Here is a 23,134-nt window from a genome sequence, read left to right on the forward strand (position 1 = left end):
ACTACCACTTTAGCGGTTTAGAGAAAGATCAAGTTTACGCAAAATCAATAAAAAATTTCAACTCATCAGCAAAGCCATAAATACTAATAACAAGCAAGAGTAATGCTGTGATTTTTGTAATTCTTGTTTGAGGAGTTGGGGCGATCGCCTCTCTGACTAAAATAGAAGCCGATGCACCAATAACCAAACTAAAACCCAAAATTAAATAAGGCAAGCTAGCAAGTAAGGTATAAATTGTCAGCATTATTAATGCCATACCGAGCATTATTAACTCTACAAATCTCGGTGGATTGTACTGACTTGCTAAAAACAGGGTATGTATCCAGGAGTAACAGGTTCTAATCATTATGGGGGTGAGGGAATGAGGGATGGGGAGCAGGAGAGGTAAAGGAGGCAAGAGAAGCAGTTAATTTTTTATCTTTGAGTAATTATTTACTTTCTTCCTCTACTCCCTCCGCTTTCTCTGCTCTATTTAACTTCTAGTTCGTACTTTTTCTCCGGTTCCATTGACGTTGGCTGAATCTTCTGGAAGTTCTACGCCGAAGATGCGGGAGAAGGTTTTTTCTACTTTATAGCCGGTATCTATGGATTCTAATGGATCTTTACGCAGTCGGTGACGCAAGCACAGTGAAATAACGCGGCGAATGTCGTCTACTGTGACTTCGTTACGTCCTTCAAATGCGGTTAGGGCTTTGGCGGCGCGGTTGGTTACGATGTCACCGCGTAAACCGTCTACATCTAGTTCGGAACATACTTCGGAAATTTTTACCCGGTAGTCGTATTCCATATTAACGGAGGGTAAAAGTTCCTGGGCTTGGACGATACGTTTTTGCAGTTCTTCTTGCTGTTCTTGATATTTTTCGATGAATGTGGGAGGGTTTTGGTCAAATTCTGACCTTTGTTCCACGATTTGCACTCTTAATGCTGGTTCCCTAACTGTGCGAATTTCGGCGTGCATTCCGAATCTGTCAAGTAGCTGTGGTCGTAATTCACCTTCTTCTGGGTTTCCGGAACCAACTAAAACGAAACGTGCTGGGTGACGAATAGAAATTCCTTCACGTTCGACGGTATTCCAACCGCTAGCAGCCGAGTCTAACAGCACGTCTACCAAATGGTCATCTAACAAGTTAACTTCATCAACGTAGAGAATGCCCCGGTTAGCTTTAGCTAAAAGCCCCGGTTCAAAAGCTTTTACACCTTCCGATAAAGCCTTTTCAATATCGATGGTGCCGCAAACTCGGTCTTCTGTAGCTCCCAAAGGTAAATCTACCATTGGTACCTTCATTTGTGCTACAGGAATATCTTCACCAAGTTCAAGTTTTTGGCGGGCTGCATCACCCATAATATCGGGGTCGGTGGGATGAGAATTGAAAGGATCGTCAGCAACCACGGCAACTTCTGGCAGCAAGTCAGCTAGCGCTCGAATAGTAGTTGATTTTCCAGTACCGCGATCGCCCATTATCATTACGCCGCCAACTTTGGGGTCAATCACATTTAAAATTAGAGCCAGCTTCATTTCTTCCTGGCCCACAATGGCGGTAAAAGGAAATACCACGCGCCGCGCTGTAGAAGTCTTTTGATTAGTAGGACTCACTGATAAATTACCTTTATATATTTCTCTTATTACCGTCTTTATTTTGCCACATTAAGGAATTGGGGGATAGGGGGGATGGGGTGATGGGGTGATGAGGAGATGGGGAGATGGGGTGATGGGGAGTTAAACCATTTGTAGTGCGAGTATCTTGCTCGCTCGATACAAGATCGCAAGATGCTCGCACTCCTAATAATTACCAATGCCCCATGCCCAATCCCTAATTACCAATTACAAAATTGTAATTTAGTGGCAAGTTAATTTTTAAAAGTATATTTTATCACTTAACACTTCGTTAATCTAAACTATACCATTGTATAAGTTAGATGTTTTAATACTGCACCTTAAGTATTTTTTCTAGTTTGCTATCTAATTAAATTTCGGCTGCTGGTAAATCTATTAGACATCTCCGGAAATGAAAAATACCTCTCTCCAAACCTCTCTCCTACTAGGAGAGAGGCTTTAAAACCCCCCTTCCCTGCTCCGGGAAGGGGGGCAGGGGGGTTAGGTCAAAGTGTAAATTTAAAACTATATAATGTTTTCCGGAGATGTCTATTGGAATTAAGACGTTATTACAAAATACGGGTTTGTTGGTATGGTGATAGATTTACGAAAATTTTTTCAAGCTACGAATCCTAGCAAAACTCTGGTTATCGAAAATGCTGAAGATGAAAAGTATTATATTGATTTTTCTTCGGTAAGAGGTGGCAAGATTATTCAGGAGTTGCGGGATAATATTAGTTTTTTCTCGCCGGATCGACCTACTTGTGTTTTGTTTACGGGACATATTGGGTGTGGTAAGTCTACTGAATTGTTGAGATTGAAGGCGGAGTTGGAGGGGGAAGGCTTTTATGTGGTCTATTTTGAGTCTAGTGAAGATATGGAAATGGCTGATGTTGATATCGGTGATTTCCTGCTGAGTGTGGCGCGTCGGGTTAGTCAGAGTTTGGCTGATATGGGTTTGGATGAACCCAGTCTGTTAAAGGAGTTGTTGCAGGGTACTTGGCGGGTTCTAAATGCGGAAGTTGTAGGGATGAAAGCTAAACTTCCGGGTGTTGGTGATGTTGGTGTTAGTTCGGACTCTGATAAGTTTTCTCTGGCTTTTGGGATTGGAGAGATTACGGCGAAAACCAAGGATGATGCCACCTTAAGAGGTAGGCTGAATCAGTATTTAGGGCCTCAAAAAACTAAGCTATTAGAGGCTATTAATTCTGAATTACTCGAACCTGCGATAGAAAAATTGAAGCAACAGGGTAAAAAAGGTTTGGTTGTAATTGTGGATAATCTCGATAGAGTTGATTCTCGTGCAAAGTCATGGGGAAGACCGCAACAAGAGTATCTATTTATCGATCAGAGTGAGTATTTAACGAAGTTGGGGTGTCATGTTGTTTACACAATGCCTTTGGCGTTAAAGTTCTCTAATGACTATGGATACTTGACTCAACGTTTTCCTGAAGACCGAAAGGTGTTACCAATGGTACCAGTACAATTACCAGATGGAAGCATTTTTGAACCGGGGATGGTATTGTTACGGCAAATGGTTTTAGCGCGGGCTTTTCCAGATTTGAATCCACAGCAGCGCCTAAATAAAATTACTCAAGTTTTCGACGATGCCAAAAGTTTAGATAGATTATGTCAGGTAAGTGGGGGGCACGTGCGGGATTTGCTGCGGTTGTTAAATAACTGGATTCAGAAAGAAAGAAAACTTCCTTTATCCTGTAAAACTTTAGAAGCTTTGATTCGCTACCGTCGCAATGAAATGACTATGCAAATTTCCGATGATGAATGGGAATTATTGCGTCAAGTGAAGAAGCGGAAGAAAGTGAGAGGAGACTTGGAGTATCAAGCATTAGTTCACAGTCGTTTAGTGTTTGAATATCGCGATGCTGGTGGGGAATCTTGGTTTGATATCAATCCGATTTTGGCTGAAGCTAGTGAGTTGGAAGAATGAGGGGATTGGTAATTGGGCATTGGTAATTGGTAATTGGCTAATAATAGTTAGGAGTTAAGAGTTATGAGTGAAGAGTTAGAAGATAGTAAAAGATTACAAAGAGACGAGTTAGATATTTCTACCCCCCTCTCCCCTCTGCCCTCCTCCCAAATTCCAAATTCCGCATGGGAGTAATTTTGTTTTATATGGGGTTATGCTACTTCCAGCAGGCTCAAAGATATCGTTTAAAATCTGTTAATTTTTTACAAGAAGCACATATTTATTTTCAGCAGAGTATTAATATTTTTATTCAAGCAAATCGTCCTAATTTAGTAGGCAGGATTAGTACCGGCTTTAAAACATAGTTCTATTGGTTTAGAAGAGATAGTACCAATTAAAATCAGAACTTACACCAACTGGGTATATGAATTAGGAAAACTATTACTTTAAGCTTTAAAATCCAAAGGAATCCAATTCGGAATGGAAGAAGAATTAGCAAAAAAAGCTTATCAGTTTCCATTATCAAATCCCGAATCATCAGAAGATATATTAGAATTATTGCGACAAAGTGAATGGCGTAATTTGCGAATAGTATTAATTTTCACATCTTGTACCATTCTCAATAACCGCATTGGAATTTATTCCAAGGCTAATACACAAAGTCTGATAAATCAGACTGGTTAAGGTTTTTAGGTTATTTTAGTGCGTTTTAACTCACATCTTGTATCATTCTCAACAACCGCCTTGGAATTTATTCCAAGGCTAATACACAAAGTCTGATAAATCAGACTGGTTAAGGTTTTTAGGTTATTTTAGTGCGTTTTAACGTAGTTTGTATATGCAGCCCTGAAATTGATTTCTCTGCGAGAAAGCCTCCGGCTTACAAAGCGGAAATGTGGGCTTAAGCTAACTGCTAACTGCTCACTGCTCACTGATAACTGGTAAGTGGTCACTGGTCACTGTAAACTGTTTGATGTAGTTGTTCTTGCTGCTGATGGATAAGTTACTGGATGAAGCAGCTTCGCGAGAAATTGCCGAGCAAATCGGAAGTAAAGCTAAAAAACCTTTTGACAATGCTTATAAAGCGGTATTGGCTACGGAAGGTGCAGTTTATGCTCAAGGTTTTTTGATTATCAAACGTAAGTCTTACCAACTTCTCGAACATTCTTGGATAGAAATAGATTCGCGAATAATTGACCCAAATTTACCACATTTAACTAAGGAATCTCAGGAAATGTGGTACTTCACGGCACAAACTTTTACCATCAAAAAACTTAAAAGGATAATTGAAGAGTCAAAAGAAGATTATCCAGAAGATGATCCATTACCAATTTACGGTGATACGCCTTATGAATATTATGGGGAAGTAATGTTAGGTGGTAAAGAATATTTATCCGCTTATGAATTAGCAGCAGCTAAATATGAGGAACTCAATCAACCGAATCTTGAAAATAATTAAGGTAATTGGTAATTGATAATTGATTCAATTAGATTTACCATCGCTACCAAAATATTCTCGATATCCGCAAATTTTATCTTCACGTACATCAAAGGATATTGCAACTCTGTTTTTATAAGGTTCTCCCATTCGTTTTCCTTCGTCGCGAAATTCAAATACAACTGTTGTATCGTTGCTGGTAACTCTTTCTACGGAAGTAATTATAAGTTGCGAATTAAAGGCTTGGGAAACGTATTCAAAAAACTCTTTTGCTTTCTGTTTTCCGACGTTTAAACCGTGATATTCTCCATTAGGAAACCAAAAGGTAAAGTCTTCTGTAAGCATATTTAAAAAATCGTTCCATTCCCCTGTTGCTAAACCATGTGTAAAATCTTCAAATCCTTGATGTGCAATTTTTAAGGTGTTTTCTGAATTTTGAGTCATTTTATTTGATCTATAAAATTTGCTCGCAAGATTAAATCAGTGCCTAAAGTATTCTAAGCTTAAACAATACATCCTGTAAATATAATCACAAGATATTTAATCTAAAAGTAAATAAAGAACAACTCATAATTCGTAAGATAATAATAAAAATCAATTATCAAGATTAAATATGACAAATTAATTAATTATTTATAATATGTATTTTGATATACTTGACTAAATAGAGCGTAAACTAATTTAGGCAGATACTGTAATGGCAAATTCGAGTTTATCGTAGCAAGACTATGGATAGAAGACAATTGCTCAAAAAGGGATTATTTGCAGCTACTGGAATTGCAACAAGTTCTTTATTTGGCTGTAATTCATTAACCTCAGCAACAAAGGAAAAAGGAAAAACGCATTGGGGTTACATTGGTGAAAAAGGGCCTGAAAATTGGGGAACTCTATCTGAAGAATTTGATGTTTGTCAATCGGGTAAAAGTCAATCTCCGGTTAATCTTCAATCGGCTATTGATGCGGATTTACCTCGACTAAAAATTACCTATAAAGATACTCCTCTTCGTATAATTAATAACGGTCATACTATTCAGATTAATTATCAACCGGGAAGCATTTTAACTCTTGATAATCAGCCTTATGAGTTACTACAATTCCACTTCCATCACCCCAGCGAGCATCAGGTTGACGGAGTTGCCTTACCGATGGAATTGCATTTAGTTCATAAAAATAAAAAAGGAGATTTGGCTGTAGTTGGTGTTTTTCTAAAACAGGGTCAACAAAATCAAATTATAGAGCAAATTTGGCAATCACTGCCGATAAAAGAAAATCGCGAACAAATGGTATCTAATGTAAATATTAATGCTGCTGACTTATTACCAGAAGACCAAGATTACTATCGGTATTTCGGTTCTTTGACTATACCACCTTGTTCGGAAATGGTTAACTGGATTGTTTTTAAAGAACCAGTAGAAATTTCTTCGCAACAAGTAAAGAAGTTTGCTCAAATATTTCCCATGAATGCTAGGCCAGTACAAGTAGTTAAGCGGAGATTTTTGTTGGAATAGAGTTAGCAGTTTCTCGTTCCTAGCCTCCGGGCTGGGAATGCATAATATGTTCGTAGTTGCGCTTCAGCGCTTCCGAGAAGAGGCGCTGAAGCGCAACTACGAACGAACATAATTAAACTCTTAACTCCTAACTCAATCTCTGCTTAATTTCTTCTGCCAATTTATCCAGCGAAACTTCGATTTGTTCTCCCGATTTCAAGTCTTTCAAACTTGATTTTTCTGCTGCTGCTTCATCAGCACCGATAATTACACAAAATTGAATTCCTTGTTTATCGGCGGCTTGAAACTGTTTACCTAAACCGCGTTTATCAAAGCTGGTAATTACGTTTATTCCCGATCGCCGCAGTTGTTGAGACACCTTCAAATAAAGTGGCATCAATTCGGCTTGTAAATTTACCACCATTACTTGTGCTGGTGTTGCGGGTAAAGTCTTTAAAATATCGGCTTTTAATAATCTACTCATCAAGCGAGTTAAACCAATAGAAATACCCACACCCGGCATTTTTTCACCTAAAAATGTCCCTACTAACTCTTCATATCTACCACCAGAACATATACTTCCTAACGCTTCATGTCCCAACAAAGTTGTTTCGTAAACGGTGCCGGTATAATAATCTAAACCGCGAGCGATCGCCAAATCAATGCAATAGCGATTGTCGGCAACTCCTAAATCACGAACTCCGGAAATAACAGTTTCTAATTCGTTTAAGCCTAGTTTAAATTGTTCGGCTTCTGCCATACTTTCAGCAAGATGTTTCAGTTTACTCAAAACTTGATCTACCGAACCCTTAATATTCACAAATTCAATAATTTTATCAGTTTTTTCTGCCGAAATACCTTCGAGTTCTAACTCTTTTTTTACTTTTGCTTCACCAATTTTCTCTAAATTATCAATTATCCCCACACAGGTTTTAATTTTGTCTTCGGTAACACCAACCGACTGAAAGAAACCCGTTAGAACCTTACGGTTATTGATCCGAATCAGAAAATCACCAATATTTACCGCTTCAAATATCTCGGAAATAATTGCAGGCATTTGAGCATCATAAAGTAAACTCAATTCCCGACGAGCAATTACATCAATATCGCACTGACGAAACTGGCGAAAACGTCCATCTTTTGCTCTTTCCCCGCGAAATACCACGTCCATTTGATAGCGAGCAAAGGGAAAAGTCAAATTATTGGAATTTCGCGCAATATAAGCTGCCAAAGGAACAGTTTGGTCGAACTTTAATGCTCTAGCTTCCGAATTATTATCATCGGATTTACTTTTACCAGATTCTTCTTTCTCAGCTTGTTTATTCGGCGGTAAAATCGGACTAATACCATAGATAATATTATCACCTTGATTTCCCTTAGCTTGCAAAACCTCTAAACGTTCTACAGCAGGAGTTTCAATCGGCGTAAATCCGTAACTTTCATAAACCTTACGAATAGTATCCATCAAATAAGATTCTAAGCGCTTTTCACCAGGTAAAAATTCAGGAAAACCGCTGGGATTAGAGTAATTTATTTTGTCAGATTTTGGCATATCAGTTAACAGTTAACAGTGAGCAGTTATCAGGTAATTGGGTATGAGGCATTGGGAAAGCATACTATATGAAGGTGGAATTATGCTTGTAGTACTTAGTTGCATTATTTTTAATTAGTTTGTAGTGAGGAATTTAGTCCTTGGATGAGAGGGCTTTAGCCCTTACTACGAACCTATTTTTTGATTTAATTTAACATTGATAATTGATCATTGATCATTGATTAAACCACCAAGGATCGTAATTGTCGTTAGTCTTAATCAAAAATGCTTTTTTGCGGATAAATCTTGTTAATGCTGATGCACCCATGCGGGAAGCTCCTAAACCGGAAAATTTGAAGGCGTTTTTCTCGGCTTCGTGCATCATTCCTGTTAAACCTGCATCGTTAATGCTTATGGCACCTGCATCTATTTGACGGGCTATTTCTAATGCTTCGTCTGGCGATTCTGCAAATACTGCGGCACTTAATCCATAATAGGTGTCGTTTGCTAATTCGATGGCTTCTTCTACTTTAGAAAAGGACATAATTGGCATTATAGGGCCAAATGTTTCTTCGTTCATTAATTTCATATGATGATTAACTTCGGTGATTACTGTGGGGTGACACCACCAGCCACCACCTATTTTTTCAACTTTACCACCGCAGTGAATTACTGCACCTTTTTCCACCGCATCTTGTAAATGTTCGTTGATGATTGCTGCTTGTCTTTCGGAAATAATTGGCCCAATTTCTCCACTTTCTAATGTAGGATAAGCAAGGTTTAATTTATGTGCTTTGGCTACAATTTTATGGTAAAACTCTTCATAAATATTCTGAGCAACATAAATTCTCTCGATTGACAAGCATGACTGTCCGCTATTAACTACAGAACCCCATAATATAGCAGAAGTTGCTAACTCTATATCTGCCGATTCTAATACAATTGCTGGGTCTTTTCCTCCTAATTCTAAGAAAGCAGGAATAAAACGTTGGGCTGCTGCGATCGCAACTTGTTGTCCTGTTTCAACGCTGCCTGTGAAGCATACCAGGTCTACATTGTCAATCAAACTCGCTCCTGTTTTACCATCCCCCTCAATAAAAATTAATATATCCCTTAGTTTGGGAATGTTACTAATTGCATTCATCAAAGGAGCCATAAATCGTGGCGTAAGTTCGCTGGGTTTAACAACTACCGCACAACCGGCTAATAATGCCGGAATAGTATCAATAGTTGATAGTAATAAAGGAAAATTCCAAGGACTGATAACGCCAACTAAAGCATAAGGTATCCCGGTTTGTTGCAAATTAATAAACGAAATTGAGGTTCCTTTTTGCGTTTCTTGCAATATTTTTGAACTTAACCGACACCATCTTTCAATACTAGAAATAAAGAAATCAACTTCTAACTTAGATTCTCTAAATCTACCCGTATCAATTGTCAAAGCTTCTGTTAATGTATCTTGCTTTGAATATATAGTATCCTTCAATTCTAATAAAGCATCAATTCTTCCACTCACACCTAAATCAAACCAACTTTGTTGCGCTCTCCGCAGACGATTGCATTGCTGCACCAACAGCTTTTCTGGTGGAGGTACAATTACGTAATCATATTTTCCCGTGCGGGGGTTACGGATTTCGATTGGTTTGGACATAAGATATTAGGGCATTGGGCATTGGGGATTGGAAATAGTTGAGAGTTAAGGAATGAGTAGAAAGTAGCAAGTACCAAGTAAATACTTTTTCTGCATTATTGTCGTAGATGTGGCTGCTCAAACATCTATTTCGACTCGCTACTTTAAAAATGTTTACTGCTCTCCCCTTGCATCTTCTGATTAAATAGGTGAATGTTGCGGTGTTTCACCTGCACCCATTTCTGTAAGCACTATACCGCGATAGTCGATGATTTTAAAGTTTCACTAAAATAAACCGGGTTTACGACACTGGTGCAAGATGTGAAATTTATAAAACTTTTGCTATAAGAGTTATCAATTTGTAGGTTAACTTCATGGCACAATTATAACCATGTTTTTCAACGATAAAAATGCAATTATCGGCATCTTAAAATAACTCAAATTCATCACAATAATCTTGGGTTACGATTGTTTAATATATATTTTCGTTTTAATCCAATTACTAAATCCTCTCTAACCCAACCTACAATTTAAAGCATCGATTCCGGCACCAATCACAACTAAATTTTAAATTGATTTATTTTGAGGCATAATCAGTATAAGCTTTGTAAGAGAAAATAAATGAGCATTTTTTCATGAATAGAATTTTGTATTATCACCAACAATCAAACTTTTCTCGGAAAATTCGCATCTTATTAGCGGAGAAAAATTTGGATTGTGAACTAAAAGATATTAATTTGCTGAATAAATCTCCTGAATTCCTAGAAATTTCTCCCATTGGTAAAGTACCCGTGTTTGTAGAACAAGATGGTACGGTGATTTGGGATTCTACATTAATTGCAGAGTATCTCGATCAAACTTATCCACAACCTAGTTTTTATCCTAGCAATCTTCGCACAAGGCTTGATTGTCGGAAATGGGAAGAGTTAGCAGATAACTTAGGTGATAATATCATCAATCTATGGATACTTAATTTAACAAATAATTTAGCTTCAACTCGTCATCGAACTAAATTAGAAACTTCAATTAATCGTCTTGCATTATTTTTCGAGCGACAATTAGCCCAATCTAAATATTTATTAGGTAATGACACATGGACAGCAGCAGATATAGCAGCATTATGTTCCTTTGGCTACTACAGCTTTCGCTTAAATGAAGATTGGCTTTTAGAGTTTCCTCATGTCGGAAATTGGTTTAATGAATTGCATCAGCGCGAATCGGTAAAATCAACTGTTCCGATGCCATTAAATTAAGTTAATGTCTGGATGATACCGATTGGGGAAATTCGGAATTAAGTTATGAAACAATTAACTCTGTTTCCTAAATCAATTGACTTTCCTCGCGGAAACATCACTGTATGATAATAAAATTTCATCAAGCTTTTCTAAAGTTACATTTTGCCGTTCTGCTAATTCTTTAATTTCCCTAGTAATGACTTGAATTTGAGTTGAATCTAAGTTAATTCCGAGTTCATTCATGCGATGAGTCAGAGCATGAGAACCTGTTAATTTATGGTTGATTAATACTCTTCGGCTTAAACCAAAATCCGTGGGAGAAATTAGTTCGTAGGTATTTGAATTATTTAAAATTGCTTTTGTATGCACCCCGGCTTTATGAGTAAAGGCATATTCACCAACTATATAGTGATTAAAGGGAATTTCGATGCCAACTTTAGCCGCGACAATTTGATGTAAATGTAAAAGCTTATTCAGGTTATATTTATTACGTAAACCTTCTGCATCGAGGGTATATAAACGAGCAATTAATCCAGCTAAAGGAGTAATCCCATTTCGTTCGCCGATTCCTAATACACTTGTATCAATATGGGTAGCACCTGCTTCAAAAGCTGCATAACTATTTGCGATCGCGCATCCGGTATCGTTATGAGCATGAAACTCGATATCTCGATCAAAACATTGACGTAAAGTCTGTACTAATTGAGAGACTTGTTGTGGTGTTGCAACACCAACTGTATCGGAAACTCCAAAACGATTAACAATTCCTAATTCTGCAATAGCAAGATAAACTTTGAGCAAATCTGGTAGCGAACTTCGGAAAGAATCTTCTGTGGAAAAACGCAGTTCTGTTTGAGGATTTTGTTGATGAATAAAGGTAATTACTTCACTAGCAATATCAATTACTTGATTGATTTCTTTACCATGACCAAACTTACGTAAAAGTGGAGAGGTTGCCATAAATATATTAATACCATTAACCCCCGTATCCAAGGCTTTTTTAGCATCTTCTAAATTACAGCGAATGTGGGTTAAAACTTTTGATTGTAAACCATTATGAGCTAAAAGCTGACAATCTTTATAGGATTGAGAGGAAACGCATGGAGATGTAACTTCTATATATTCTACTCCAAAAGCATCAAGTTCTCTTGCTATTTCGATTTTATCTTCAGACGAAAAGTTAGCATAGCAAGATTGTTCGCCTTCGCGTAAAGTAGAGTCAATAATCGCTAGTTTATTAAATAACATTGACTACCTTTCATAACAGCTTGGTTTATTTTACAACAGTTTTATTATATTCTGTTTTTGTAAAATAAATTATATGTAATTTTTGGTTATAGCTGTATTTTATATGTCTGTATATTTTGTCAAACAGCTTGAAGTCCTTATTTAATAAAAATAATTTCATTTTTGTTTTAACTCTAGATTACTTCTGATTACTGTTTCCTATTTACCGTTCTCTTTTTTAGATTCTTTAAGTGGTATAATAAATCAAAAACGTATATGAATTTTCTTACTTTTATTACATTATTAGACAATTTTTACATGAAGATGACTAGCGATTATATTAAAGTATTTGAAGATGATTAAACCGAGTAGTACAATGTAAAAGCTTATTTTTTGTTTAGCTATAAATAGTTGAAAAAAGGTTAAATTTACTAATGAAAGATCGGAATAAAACTCTGCAAGGTAGAACAACTATAGTTACAGGTTCTGGTCAAAATATTGGTAGAGCGATCGCATTGCTTTTTGCTTCATCTGGTGCGAATGTTGTAATTAATGGTCATAAAAATCGAGAAGCGATTGAAAAAGTTGCTCAAGAAGCTCGCGATTTAGGCGCTCAAGCAATTGCAGTTATGGCTGATGTGAGCAATCCCGATGCAGTTCAAAAAATGGTTGATACTGCAACCCAAAAGTTTGGTGCGGTTGATATTATTGTTTCTAATGTTTCACTTAGACAAAAACAATCTTTCTTTGATCTTTCGATTGAGGATTGGCATCAAGTTATTAACACAAACTTAAATTCTGCATTTTATTTAGCCAAAGCAGTAGTAGCGGGTATGAAAGAGAGAGGATGGGGGCGAATTATTCATATTTCTGGTTATGACGGCACAATCGGAGCATCCCACCGCGCTCATAACGTCACTTGTAAAGGTGGTTTGGATGCTTTAATAAAGGCACTCGCCACAGAATTAGCACCATACGGAATCACGGCAAATGCAATTAGTCCCGGCACAATAGATACTAATCGCATTGCTCAAGATTACCCTGATTTGGAGGCTAAATACGAACTTTTAAAAAAGCTCATACCCGTGCGTCGTTTGGGAACTTGTGAAGATATAGCGGAAGCTTCTTTGTATCTCGCATCAGATTATAGCGGTTTTGTCAATGGTCAGGTGATTAATGTTAATGGAGGCGCGTTAATGATTTCTTCTCACTTAGAACCTATTCTGGAATGACTTCTCTGGTTTCAGTTAAAATCCTTAGCAAATATGGCGTAATTTTGTTCTTTTACTTTCTGCTGCTACTCCTTACATTCTCACCTAGCATTTTTAGGTTGCCAGACTACTAGTGTGCGATGCTTAAAAAGATTGAGTACGGAATTAAAAGCTTTATACCGTTATGCAGCAATATCGGATGGTGCGTTAGACGTATTAAGGTTATCGTTCATACATGAAATAGTCGTGCGTCTAACACACCCTACAAAAATCCTTGGAATGAATGGGGAGAAACCCGCTATTGCCAAAAAACCGAGTTACTCAACAAATTTATTGTTCCCAATTAGATGTCAGATTTTTATATAATATTGAAAAACTTTTAGTTTTCGATACATTTAGTCCGAGATAATTATAAATGTATTTACTTAAAAAAGTCATAAACCCGCTATTTATAAAAATAGCGAGTTTATTTATAAATTAATTTCCTACTCCCTACTTAATCTATTTTTCATGAGTAATCGGAATCTCAATTACAAACTTTGTACCTAACTCAATAACAGAATCAAAAGACAATTTCCCACCGTGTTTATCTATGATAATTTCATAGCTAATAGATAAACCCAAACCCGTACCTTTTCCTACTTCTTTCGTAGTAAAAAATGGGTCGAATACTTTTGAATGTATCTCCGTCGGAATCCCACAAGCATTATCAGCAATAATGATTTTTATCAGATTGTTATCAAGTTTTTGAGTAGAAATTGTAATTTTATTTGAATTATTTTTTTTACTATCTAATTTTTCCTCAAAAGCATCGATCGCATTAGCAATAATATTCATAAAGACTTGATTTAACTGACTCGGATAGCATTCCACATTAGGAATATCACCATATTCTTTGATGACTTGAATTTGAGAATGTGCTGATGTTGCTTTTAACTGATTTCCCAGAATCATTAAAGTACTATCAATCCCATCATGGATATTTACTTTCTTAAATTCAGCTTCATCCAGACGGGAGAAATTACGCAGCGATAAAACAATTTTATAAATACGTTCGGTTCCTACCTCCATCGAATCAAGCAATTTCATAAAATCTTCTTTGATAAAATCAAAATCAATTTCTTCAATTTTATTTTGAATTTTTTGCAGAGGTTGGGAATATTCCTGCTGATAAAGTTCTAATAACTCTATAAAATCACGAGCATATTGCCTAGCAGGTTCAAGATTGCTATAAACAAAACTCACCGGATTATTGATTTCGTGAGCGACTCCTGCTACCATTTGTCCCAACCCAGACATTTTTTCGGTATGAATCATCTGAGCTTGAGTACGCTGAAGTTCTAATAAAGTTTCTTGTAACTGCTGAGTTTGTAAGTTTAACTTTGTTTCTATCAGCTTTCTTTCAAGAATTTCTTTTTCTAAAGCTATATTTAACGCTGACAATTTCGGAACATTAGGAATAGCTAACAGCTTTGGAATTAACCAAAAAAGTAAAATAGCCGTAGCTAGAGATATTGCCGCAGTCGAAGCTTTTAACCAACCAGAAACCCAATAATTAGGATGCCATAACGTCCAAACTTCCGCCAAATGCGTAAAGCCACACAAAATAATAAAAGCACCAAAACAAAGAAATATCCAATCAAAAGGAACATCATCTCGTTTGTGAACTATATAGACAAGCATGATGGGAATTAAAAAATAAGCCACTGTAATCAAAGAATCTGAAATTAGATGCAGCGAAACCAATCCAGTTTTCCACAAATAACAATGTCCGTGAGGAATAAAAATCGTAGATAACATTTGGATAAAGCCGATTAAATATTACTAAAAACACACTTTTACCAGTTTAACTTCGGAAATTTTGAAAAAGTAGAGCAAATTTATACTTATATTTGAGAGAGGGGAGATGGGGTAGAGGGGGGAGAGGGGGAAGAGGGGGAAGAAATAAAAACTCCTAACTCCTAACTCTTAACTGTTCACTGCTCACTGCTCGCTGTCAGCAACTTTGATCGCAAATTTTACCAACCAAGGCCCCAAAGCGATAATAATTAACATTCGCGTTAACTGCATTGCTAATACTAAACCCGTGTCACCACCTAACTGCATGACGGTGGCAACCATTGCTTCTAATCCTCCAGGGGTAAATCCTAATAAAGAAGTAATGGTATCAACGTGAGTAAATACATGAAATTCGTAACCAATACCCAGACATAAAATAATCAATGAGATTACTAAAGCTATTTCAATTAACACCGCTTTCAGAAGTTTATTTACGGTTTTAATATCAAATTTAACCCCAATCGAAAGCCCTACACATAATAATCCCACAGCGAATAACCATTGAGGAACTTGCAACTCGTAAGGGGAACCCCAAAATACCGCTAACCCAATTAAAAATGTACCTAAAAACCCAGAAGCAGGTAAACTTAAACGATTTCCACCCCACATTCCCACAACGCAACATCCAGCTAATACGATTAAATTTAGCCACATCGGTATTGATGAATTATCCGCTGTTGTTGTTGCGATTGCTATTGTTACAGAGCTATTCAAATCGGCTGGAAAAAAGAAACCGGCGGCGCTGGGTATCAGCAATACTACTAGTAATAACCGTATTGATTGAAACACTGCTACGGCGACTGCATCTGCTCCCATTTCTTCTGCTATAGGCACAATGCTAGAGGCAGCACCAGGGATAAACGCTACTAATCCCGTAACCCTGTCAATACCAGACAAGCGAGATAATAAATACCCGTGAAACAAGCTTAAGGCACCAGTAATCAGCACGCATAGCAGTAATGGTACGGCATAAGTTGCGGCAACGTTTATCGTTTCCCAAGAAAAACGTGCCGCAGTATAAAGAGCGATAAATGCCTTACCTACAGTAACGAACATCTTCGGTAATGGCTGGGGATTACCTTGAATCACCGAATAGGCAATTCCCCCAATCATCGAACCTAACAACCAACTTACAGGAATTTGTAACCAGCTAAATATTAAACCTGCAATAATTCCTACAGTTAATTGAGAGGCAATTATTGTTAATTGGGGAAGATAGGAGACAAGCTGCTGTTGCCAGTCTTTACAATTATATTTTTGTAAAGGTAGATTTTTTTCAATCACAAAGCTATTTATAAACAGATATATTTACAATAAGAATCAAATCATTAATTCCCATCCTAGTTTATCTTGCTTTGTAAGTAGATTGGCTGGAAAAATTGTATTATCTGTTTAAAATCGCAAACTATTAATTTACAAATTCCAAATTATCGAACCGCAAATTCTGTAAATTGTCGTTTAAAAATTTAATTATATATAACTTTAAATCATCGACTACACAATCTTAAATTCCCTTCACCCTTCATACTTCCATCAGAAACCCATCCTTCCACGGGAGAACTAATAGCAACCCAATTACGATTCCCATCATTGTTAATTGTCGCCGGGAAATATCCAGGTTTAACAGTTTCACCATTACCAATGACTCGTAAAAGTTTAGATTTACCTGTTGGCTCAGACCAAATTAATACACCACCTGCGGCAGATTTTACCTGAAGACAATCAACATATTCCAAACTACTTTTAATTGCGGTACTAATATAAGTATGTAAAAAACGCTTTCCATCCCAACAACCAAATTCGACTTTACCCGTACCAATACGACTAACGCGATCGCTCAACCTAAACCAATATTTTATTTCAGATTCCGGAAGCGCGAAAGACATTTTACAGGCATTTTCAAATTCTAAATATGCCCCTAATTCCAGATTCGAGAAACCAGAATCAAAATCTGCTTCTTGGGCTTTATCTCGCGTGCGCCACAAACTCCAACCGGGTTCTGGTTTATTCTTAATACCGTTAGGATTGCTAACTTCTGCCCGCACTGCTAGAGCTGACAATAAAGCCTCATGCCCTTCGGGCATCTGCGAAGCAATCGCGATAATCATTAAAAATTTTGCCCTTATTGCCAGATTTAAAGCTCTTGCAACAAACTTATACTTATTGATATTCACTTGCAATTGTCAATTAAATTTATATTCACTCTAAGAGGGTGTTTGAAAAGTCCATAACTATACTCGAAACCTCTTTCCTAGAAGGAGAGAGGCTTTGAAACCCCCATTCCCGCTTTTGGGAAGGGGGGTAGGGGGGTTAGGTTTCCGAGGTGCTGCAAGTAAAACACAATACTTTTCCGCCCATCCTCTAAGCGATATTTTTTTACAGTGGCGAGCAATAAAATAGACTACATCTAGGGATCTATCCTAACGTCTCGATAGATTAAAGTTACTATCTTTATCCTTGGAAGATACTACGCTAACGTAGTAATTAGTAGCACAACACCAGTGACTTTTGCGTAAGCTTTAAATACCTTTTTAACTTGTACGTAGGTACAGATAAATATACTACATTTGATTCACTGAGACACTGCTAAGTAGGTTGGCGTTGAAAATTATAATTAGGGCAGGCAGTAGGCAGTCGGCAGTCGGCAGTAGGGGTAAGAGTTTAAGCCTAATTAACATTCTGTTACATGATTCGGTTTATTTCTGCCGACTTACTTACTATAGATTTTTGCAATGCAGTAGAAGCTATGGCTCGATTAGCTGCTCTGTAACGCTTTAAAGACTAGTATAGTGGATTGAACTAAAGCGATTTTATAATTCAACGAGCAGCAATTCCTGTTTGCGGTAATATTTAAAAGGTTACTTAATAAAAATGAACATTTTGAGGCATATTTTTACTGCGATAGTATATCTACCAGTTGTTGGTTAAACCAGATTGCCAGGTGGCAAATTATTGGTGCGATCGATATTTGAAATAAGATAGTCAATTTTAAATTTAATTTCAGGGTGACGCTCTAATAGATTACGTACATATACAATTATCAATGGTGCCTACATCTAACTGAAAAGTTAAGAGTAGGAAGACGAGCTTAAAAAAATGAAATTAAAATTACTATTAAACTAGAATAGTAATTTTAGTTTGAATTGGAATTTTTTTGATTCGTTTTTCCTTTTTAATTAATTTAAAGCGCCACGATGAAATATCATGTGTTAGAGAAAATTTTTAATAAACACAATGCACCGCGCAAGTTTGAAAGCTTGGAGTTGGATGGGAATTTTTCTATTTTACATATATCCAAGCAGGCGCAGCGTTTTGCTTATTATCCTCAAGAAGTAGTTTTACAAAAAGATATTCGTCTTGGGTTTCCGGAGTTTGTCGGGCTTGAAGATGTAATGACATCTATATTAGAAGGGGAACAGGAGTTCTTTGAGTTAGAGGGTATTTACCGTTTCAATCAAGATAATGGCGATTTTTATATAGATATATATATAATCGGCGAACCGATTGAAAATAGATTGGTAGTTTTAATTGAAGATGTAAGCGATAGGATGCTCTTAGAGCAAAAGTTAAATCAAAGAGCCAATGAAACGAATTTGCTCTCAAGTACTTTAGTTGCTTATAAAAACTATTTGGATAAAGTAATCGCTTCAATGGCGGATGCGTTGATTGTAACGACTAAAACCGGGATAATTAAAAGGATAAATAAAGCAACGGTAGAATTACTCGGTTATACAGAAGAAGAATTAATCGATAAACAAATTTCTTTAATTATTGCTGATAATAAATTATTGCAAAAAGCGATTCAACAACGTTCTTTGTACAAAAAATATTTTCAAAATGTAGAAGTTGTATGTCGGACAAAATCAAGAGAAAGAAAATTAATTGCTTTTTCTTGTTCGGTAATTAGTAAGAAAATTAACGGTGTAGAAGATATTGTTTATATTGGTCGAGATATTACCGCTAAAAAACGCCGTCAACGTCGTAAAAGCGCTCAGTATGCAATTACTAATATTTTGTCAGAATCAATTACAGTTAAAGAAGCGATGCCGCAAATTTTGCAGGCAATTTGTGAAAGTTTGGGATGGGATTTAGGAGAATTGTGGACTCCCAGTCAATACCTAAGTGTAAACCAGAAATGTTCGAGCAATCCTGTTTTGAGATGCGTCGAAATCTGGTCATCTCGAAGAGTTGACGTGCGAGAGTTTGAAGCTATTACTTGGCTAACAACTTTACAAGTAGGAAATGGTTTGGCTGGTAAAATTTGGGAAAATATTTCTCCCTTATGGTGCGAGGATATAGCCAATGATGATATTTGTCCGCGATTTAAACAGGTTGAAGAAACACAATTACACGCAACTTTCGGTTTTCCGATTCTCAACGATAATCAAATTTTGGGAGTAATGATCTTCTTTTGCCGAGAGGTAGTATTTAAAGATGAAGACTTGCAGCAAATGATGGTTTCGATCGGCAGTCAAATAGCGCAATTTCTGCAAAGAAAAGAAGCAGAGTCAGCACTATTAGAAAGTGAAGAAAGATACCGCGATTTATTTGAAAATGCCAACGATTTGATTCAGTCAGTTAATCCTTACGGAAGATTTTTATATATTAATCGTGCTTGGCAAGAAACTTTAGGATATACCGAAGCCGAACTTGAGAAAATATCCGTATTTGATATTGTACATCCAGATTTTAAAATCCGGTGTCGAGATGCTTTTTATCGTGTCATGTCGAGCAGTAATTCCGAACAGCTTCAAGCTGCATTTATGACTAAAGATAATCGAACTATCTTTTTAGAAGGAAACCTTAACTGTAAATTTGTCGAAGGAAGACCAGTAGCTACACGTGCCATTTTTCGCGACGTTACCGCCAGAATCTCAGCGGAGAAAGCATTACGTCATCAGCAAGAACAAGCCGAGCGCTTATTACTTAATATTTTACCAGCTAGTATAGCCAATCGTTTGAAACAGCAACCGGGTACCATAGCAGAGCATTTTGAAGATGTAACCGTTTTATTTGCAGATATTGTGGGATTTACAAAAATTGCAACTTCAGTGAGCGCTACAATTTTAGTGAACCTACTAAATCAAATATTTTCTGTATTTGACCGTCTTTCGTTAAAATATGGTTTAGAAAAAATCAAAACCATCGGTGATGCTTATATGGTGGTTGGTGGTTTACCTACCCGAAGTTCAGATCACCCTCAAGCTATTGCTTCGATGGCATTAGAAATGCAAGATGCTATTGGGATATTTAATAAAAGGAATAATTTAAACTTGAGTATTCGCGTTGGAATTCATACAGGTTCAGTAGTTGCCGGAGTAATTGGGCTGCAAAAATTTACATACGATTTATGGGGTAATACTGTAAATATTGCCAGCAGAATGGAATCTCACGGTTTACCTGGAAAAATTCAAGTTACCGTTGAAACTTATCACAGATTGCGAGATGAATTTATTTTAGAAAAACGCGGAGAAATTTCTATTAAAGGAAGAGGTGTTATGACTACTTATTTGTTAATAGGGAAGAGGGAAATGAGGGGAGAAGGAGATGGGGAGAGGGAAGAGAGGGGGTAGAGGGGGGAGAACTTATTAACTCCTAATCTAAAATCCTTTAACTCTCTACTTTAATCTAAAATCTAAAATCTAAAATCTAAAATCTAAAATTCTATGACAACACAAACAGCACCGATACCAGAAACTTATCAAGGTCAATTTGGTGAATTTACGATTACTAAAGATGACCGATTGGGTGTAATTATCTATCGTGCGGGGTTGGCGATCGCCGCACTTTTCTTTGCCATTGGTACGGCTTTAGTATTATTCAAAGATAATCCCCATTTACAATTGATCGCATTCTTGTACGCTGGTTTTAGTCTTGCTCTCGGAGTCAGCTTGTTGAGCATTCATATCTACATGGTAGAGTTGCACAGACTATTACAAGTATTTTGGGCAATTGGTAGCATTTCGGCAATTGTTTTTGCTTTCTCCAACAGCGGAACCTTAGCAGAAACAGTTTACAATTATCCCCTAACTATATTAGGAATTGGCTTTACCTTTGCAGCTTTAACAGGTATTTTTTTCAAAGAAGCTTTTTGTTTCAATCGTCTAGAAACTAAAATACTAACTCCTATAGTTCCGCTATTACTTTTAGGACACATGACAAATATTCTCCCCTTAGAAGTAGAAAAAGCTTTATTAGCAGTTTGGGCAGTATTTTTTCTAGTTTTCGCAATTCGTAAATCAGTACAGGCAATTCCCCCAGATATTGGAGATAAATCGGTATTTGAATATTTAAAAGGTCAAAGGTTAAAGGTTAAAGGTTAAAGGTGAGGAATTGAGCATCGGGCATTGGGCATTGGGAATTAATATGTCCCCTTGTCTCCCCATCCCTCCCTCTTCCCCCTCTCCCCAACGAACAATTAATAATTGATAATTGATAATTGTTCATTGTCTTTCTGGGAATACTAGCTCAGTAGGGATGAGGATAGAAAATTGACGGAAGAACGTGCGTACTGGTTAGCTTGGTCTAGGGTTTCGGGGGTTGGCCCAGTTTTACTGCAAAGACTACAGCAACATTTTGGTTCCCCGAAAACTGCTTGGGAAGCAAATTCTTCGCAATTGGGAGAAGTTGAAGGTTTTGGTTATCAAACTTTGCAAAAGGTAATTCAACAACGTTCCCAAATAAATCCCGAACAGTTTCTTAAACAGCACGAACAAGAAAATCCTAATTTCTGGACTCCCGCAGATGCAGAATATCCCCGTTTGCTGCTGGAAATCCCCAGCCCTCCAGCCGTGCTTTACTATTGCGGCAAGGTAGATAAGGCTGAAAATTTGGCACAAAAACCTCTCGTTGCCATAGTGGGAACCAGACAACCTACGGAATACGGTATTCGTTGGACGCGCCGTATTAGTACAGCTTTGGTACAAAATGGTTTTACGGTGGTTTCAGGTTTAGCGGAAGGCATTGATACCGCTTCACATTCGGCAGCAATTAAAGCGGGGGGACGTACCATCGCAGCTTTGGGTACGGGTGTAGATATGGTTTATCCCGCGAAAAACCGGGAATTATACAAGCAGATTTTGAATCAAGGCTTTGTTGTCAGCGAATATCCCACAAAAACTCAACCTCACCGCACTCACTTTCCGCGACGCAATCGGATTATTGCAGGTTTATCTCGCGCTGTATTAGTCATGGAAGCACCTCAAAAATCCGGTGCTTTAATTACAGCCGACTACGCAAACGAATTTGGTAGAGATGTTTACGCATTACCAGGAAGACTCGATGATTTTTCTTCCCAAGGATGCTTAAAATTAGTTTCTCAAGGTGCTACTCCCATTCTTAAAGAATTGGATGAATTATTAAAAATGTTGGGTGCGATTCCTCAAGCTCATGTAATAAATTTAACCCCAGATATAGAGAAGCCGTTACCAGATTTGCCCGCAGAATTACACCAGGTAATGAAAGCAATTTCTTCAGAATCTTTGCCCTTTGATTTTATAATTCAACAAACCAAAATGCCAGCTTCAGAAGTTTCCAGCGCTTTATTACAGTTGGAATTAATGGGGTTAGTTTCCCAACTTCCAGGAATGCGATATCAGAGGAATTATTAATGAACAATTATCAATTCTCTCTTCCCGCTAAAGATGATTATTGAAAAAAACCTTACTAGACGCGGTAGACGCAGGAAGTGGGGCTTCTTGTAGAGAAAGTGCAGAGGTTTGACTTTGTAATCTAACTACTCAAACTGAAAGGGAAAAAATGGTCAAGAACCATATAGAACTTAGAAGAAAAAGGTACTTTAAGCTCAGTTCGCAAATTGCTCAGTTGGATAATTTACAATTGCGCTGTTTACTTGCCAATAGTGATTCTAATGAGTCAAGCACGGGTTGGGGGACGAATCACACCATCGTCCTTGGGGAATCCAAAGTCTTTGTGAAACGTGTTCCGGTTACAAACATTGAGTATATATTAAGTTTAATGAAAATATAGTCAAACATAATCATACATAGTTTAAT

At 37.1% G+C, this 23,134-nt stretch carries 18 protein-coding genes; 9 read left to right on the forward strand and 9 right to left on the reverse strand.

The features are described from left to right. Positions 1-34: 34 nt before the first annotated feature. Both ACM03V_RS30400 and bchI read right to left on the reverse strand, forming a co-directional pair. Entirely contained in the window at positions 35-346 is a 312-nt protein-coding gene (locus ACM03V_RS30400) for a hypothetical protein (protein WP_414624544.1), read from the reverse strand. 126 nt (positions 347-472) lie between these two features. Beyond that, positions 473-1,594, reverse strand: coding sequence for a magnesium chelatase ATPase subunit I (gene bchI, locus ACM03V_RS30405; protein ID WP_414624545.1), 1,122 nt, complete (start codon positions 1,592-1,594; stop codon positions 473-475). 592 nt (positions 1,595-2,186) lie between these two features. On the opposite strand from bchI, the gene ACM03V_RS30410 reads away from it, so the two are divergent. The 3 genes from ACM03V_RS30410 (at position 2,187) to ACM03V_RS30420 (ending at position 4,980) form a co-directional block, all read left to right on the forward strand. Continuing rightward, positions 2,187-3,542 carry an ATP-binding protein gene (locus tag ACM03V_RS30410; protein WP_414624546.1) on the forward strand — a complete coding sequence of 452 codons (1,356 nt, stop codon included), beginning with the start codon at positions 2,187-2,189 and terminating at the stop codon, positions 3,540-3,542. A gap of 459 nt (positions 3,543-4,001) precedes the next feature. After that, the gene (locus ACM03V_RS30415; protein ID WP_414624547.1) at positions 4,002-4,205 is read left to right on the forward strand and encodes a hypothetical protein; all 204 of its coding nucleotides are present in this window, start codon (positions 4,002-4,004) and stop codon (positions 4,203-4,205) included. Positions 4,206-4,515: 310 nt separating this feature from the next. Then, positions 4,516-4,980, forward strand: coding sequence for a hypothetical protein (locus ACM03V_RS30420; protein WP_414624548.1), 465 nt, complete (start codon positions 4,516-4,518; stop codon positions 4,978-4,980). Positions 4,981-5,004: 24 nt separating this feature from the next. On the opposite strand, the gene ACM03V_RS30425 is transcribed toward ACM03V_RS30420, so the two are convergent. After that, positions 5,005-5,403: a nuclear transport factor 2 family protein gene (locus tag ACM03V_RS30425; protein ID WP_414624549.1), complete on the reverse strand. Its 399-nt coding sequence runs from the start codon at positions 5,401-5,403 to the stop codon at positions 5,005-5,007. A 284-nt stretch (positions 5,404-5,687) separates the two neighbouring features. Here ACM03V_RS30425 and ACM03V_RS30430 point away from each other — a divergent pair, with 284 nt between their 5' ends. Continuing rightward, entirely contained in the window at positions 5,688-6,467 is a 780-nt protein-coding gene (locus ACM03V_RS30430) for a carbonic anhydrase (protein ID WP_414624550.1), read from the forward strand. 127 nt (positions 6,468-6,594) lie between these two features. Here ACM03V_RS30430 and hisS read toward each other — a convergent pair whose 3' ends face one another. Both hisS and ACM03V_RS30440 read right to left on the reverse strand, forming a co-directional pair. Beyond that, positions 6,595-7,998, reverse strand: a complete 1,404-nt coding sequence (gene hisS, locus ACM03V_RS30435) for a histidine--tRNA ligase (RefSeq protein WP_414624551.1) — start codon at positions 7,996-7,998, stop codon at positions 6,595-6,597. 214 nt (positions 7,999-8,212) lie between these two features. Next, positions 8,213-9,628, reverse strand: coding sequence for an aldehyde dehydrogenase family protein (locus ACM03V_RS30440; protein WP_414624552.1), 1,416 nt, complete (start codon positions 9,626-9,628; stop codon positions 8,213-8,215). 614 nt (positions 9,629-10,242) lie between these two features. Between ACM03V_RS30440 and ACM03V_RS30445 the strand changes: the two genes are divergently transcribed. Then, positions 10,243-10,860 carry a glutathione S-transferase family protein gene (locus ACM03V_RS30445; RefSeq protein WP_414624553.1) on the forward strand — a complete coding sequence of 206 codons (618 nt, stop codon included), beginning with the start codon at positions 10,243-10,245 and terminating at the stop codon, positions 10,858-10,860. Between the two features lie 72 nt (positions 10,861-10,932). Here the strand turns inward: ACM03V_RS30445 and lysS are convergent, their stop codons facing one another. Then, the gene (gene lysS / locus ACM03V_RS30450; protein ID WP_414624554.1) at positions 10,933-12,090 is read right to left on the reverse strand and encodes a homocitrate synthase; all 1,158 of its coding nucleotides are present in this window, start codon (positions 12,088-12,090) and stop codon (positions 10,933-10,935) included. A 413-nt stretch (positions 12,091-12,503) separates the two neighbouring features. Between lysS and ACM03V_RS30455 the strand changes: the two genes are divergently transcribed. Next, a complete protein-coding gene (locus tag ACM03V_RS30455) occupies positions 12,504-13,301 on the forward strand; it encodes an SDR family NAD(P)-dependent oxidoreductase (protein ID WP_414624555.1) in 798 nt (265 codons plus the stop codon). 480 nt (positions 13,302-13,781) lie between these two features. On the opposite strand, the gene ACM03V_RS30460 is transcribed toward ACM03V_RS30455, so the two are convergent. The 3 genes from ACM03V_RS30460 to ACM03V_RS30470 all read right to left on the reverse strand — a co-directional run bounded on the left by ACM03V_RS30460 (position 13,782) and on the right by ACM03V_RS30470 (position 17,227). Continuing rightward, positions 13,782-15,080 (reverse strand): ATP-binding protein, encoded by a 1,299-nt coding sequence (locus tag ACM03V_RS30460; protein ID WP_414624556.1) that lies wholly within the window; start codon positions 15,078-15,080, stop codon positions 13,782-13,784. 183 nt (positions 15,081-15,263) lie between these two features. Then, the gene (locus ACM03V_RS30465; RefSeq protein WP_414624557.1) at positions 15,264-16,403 is read right to left on the reverse strand and encodes an AbrB family transcriptional regulator; all 1,140 of its coding nucleotides are present in this window, start codon (positions 16,401-16,403) and stop codon (positions 15,264-15,266) included. Between the two features lie 203 nt (positions 16,404-16,606). Beyond that, positions 16,607-17,227, reverse strand: coding sequence for a hypothetical protein (locus tag ACM03V_RS30470; RefSeq protein WP_414624558.1), 621 nt, complete (start codon positions 17,225-17,227; stop codon positions 16,607-16,609). 1,098 nt (positions 17,228-18,325) lie between these two features. On the opposite strand from ACM03V_RS30470, the gene ACM03V_RS30475 reads away from it, so the two are divergent. From ACM03V_RS30475 to dprA, 3 genes are all read left to right on the forward strand, one after another. After that, a complete protein-coding gene (locus ACM03V_RS30475) occupies positions 18,326-20,692 on the forward strand; it encodes an adenylate/guanylate cyclase domain-containing protein (protein ID WP_414624559.1) in 2,367 nt (788 codons plus the stop codon). A gap of 93 nt (positions 20,693-20,785) precedes the next feature. After that, positions 20,786-21,442, forward strand: a complete 657-nt coding sequence (locus ACM03V_RS30480) for a DUF2301 domain-containing membrane protein (protein ID WP_414624560.1) — start codon at positions 20,786-20,788, stop codon at positions 21,440-21,442. Between the two features lie 168 nt (positions 21,443-21,610). Further along, positions 21,611-22,729, forward strand: a complete 1,119-nt coding sequence (dprA, locus tag ACM03V_RS30485) for a DNA-processing protein DprA (RefSeq protein WP_414624561.1) — start codon at positions 21,611-21,613, stop codon at positions 22,727-22,729. Positions 22,730-23,134 lie beyond the last annotated feature (405 nt).

Source organism: Calothrix sp. CCY 0018 (assembly GCF_963920925.1).
Classification (GTDB): domain Bacteria; phylum Cyanobacteriota; class Cyanobacteriia; order Cyanobacteriales; family Nostocaceae; genus Rivularia.

Bases quoted from the DNA above. Each gene is read 5' to 3' on its own strand.
- ACM03V_RS30445 (WP_414624553.1), top strand. From the start codon at position 10,243: ATGAATAGAATTTTGTATTATCACCAACAATCAAACTTTTCTCGGAAA.
- ACM03V_RS30420 (WP_414624548.1), top strand. From the start codon at position 4,516: ATGGATAAGTTACTGGATGAAGCAGCTTCGCGAGAAATTGCCGAGCAA.
- ACM03V_RS30410 (WP_414624546.1), top strand. From the start codon at position 2,187: ATGGTGATAGATTTACGAAAATTTTTTCAAGCTACGAATCCTAGCAAA.
- ACM03V_RS30455 (WP_414624555.1), top strand. From the start codon at position 12,504: ATGAAAGATCGGAATAAAACTCTGCAAGGTAGAACAACTATAGTTACA.
- hisS (WP_414624551.1), bottom strand. From the start codon at position 7,998: ATGCCAAAATCTGACAAAATAAATTACTCTAATCCCAGCGGTTTTCCT.
- ACM03V_RS30400 (WP_414624544.1), bottom strand. From the start codon at position 346: ATGATTAGAACCTGTTACTCCTGGATACATACCCTGTTTTTAGCAAGT.
- ACM03V_RS30440 (WP_414624552.1), bottom strand. From the start codon at position 9,628: ATGTCCAAACCAATCGAAATCCGTAACCCCCGCACGGGAAAATATGAT.
- lysS (WP_414624554.1), bottom strand. From the start codon at position 12,090: ATGTTATTTAATAAACTAGCGATTATTGACTCTACTTTACGCGAAGGC.
- ACM03V_RS30425 (WP_414624549.1), bottom strand. From the start codon at position 5,403: ATGACTCAAAATTCAGAAAACACCTTAAAAATTGCACATCAAGGATTT.
- ACM03V_RS30460 (WP_414624556.1), bottom strand. From the start codon at position 15,080: ATGTTATCTACGATTTTTATTCCTCACGGACATTGTTATTTGTGGAAA.
- ACM03V_RS30415 (WP_414624547.1), top strand. From the start codon at position 4,002: ATGGAAGAAGAATTAGCAAAAAAAGCTTATCAGTTTCCATTATCAAAT.
- ACM03V_RS30430 (WP_414624550.1), top strand. From the start codon at position 5,688: ATGGATAGAAGACAATTGCTCAAAAAGGGATTATTTGCAGCTACTGGA.
- ACM03V_RS30470 (WP_414624558.1), bottom strand. From the start codon at position 17,227: ATGATTATCGCGATTGCTTCGCAGATGCCCGAAGGGCATGAGGCTTTA.
- ACM03V_RS30480 (WP_414624560.1), top strand. From the start codon at position 20,786: ATGACAACACAAACAGCACCGATACCAGAAACTTATCAAGGTCAATTT.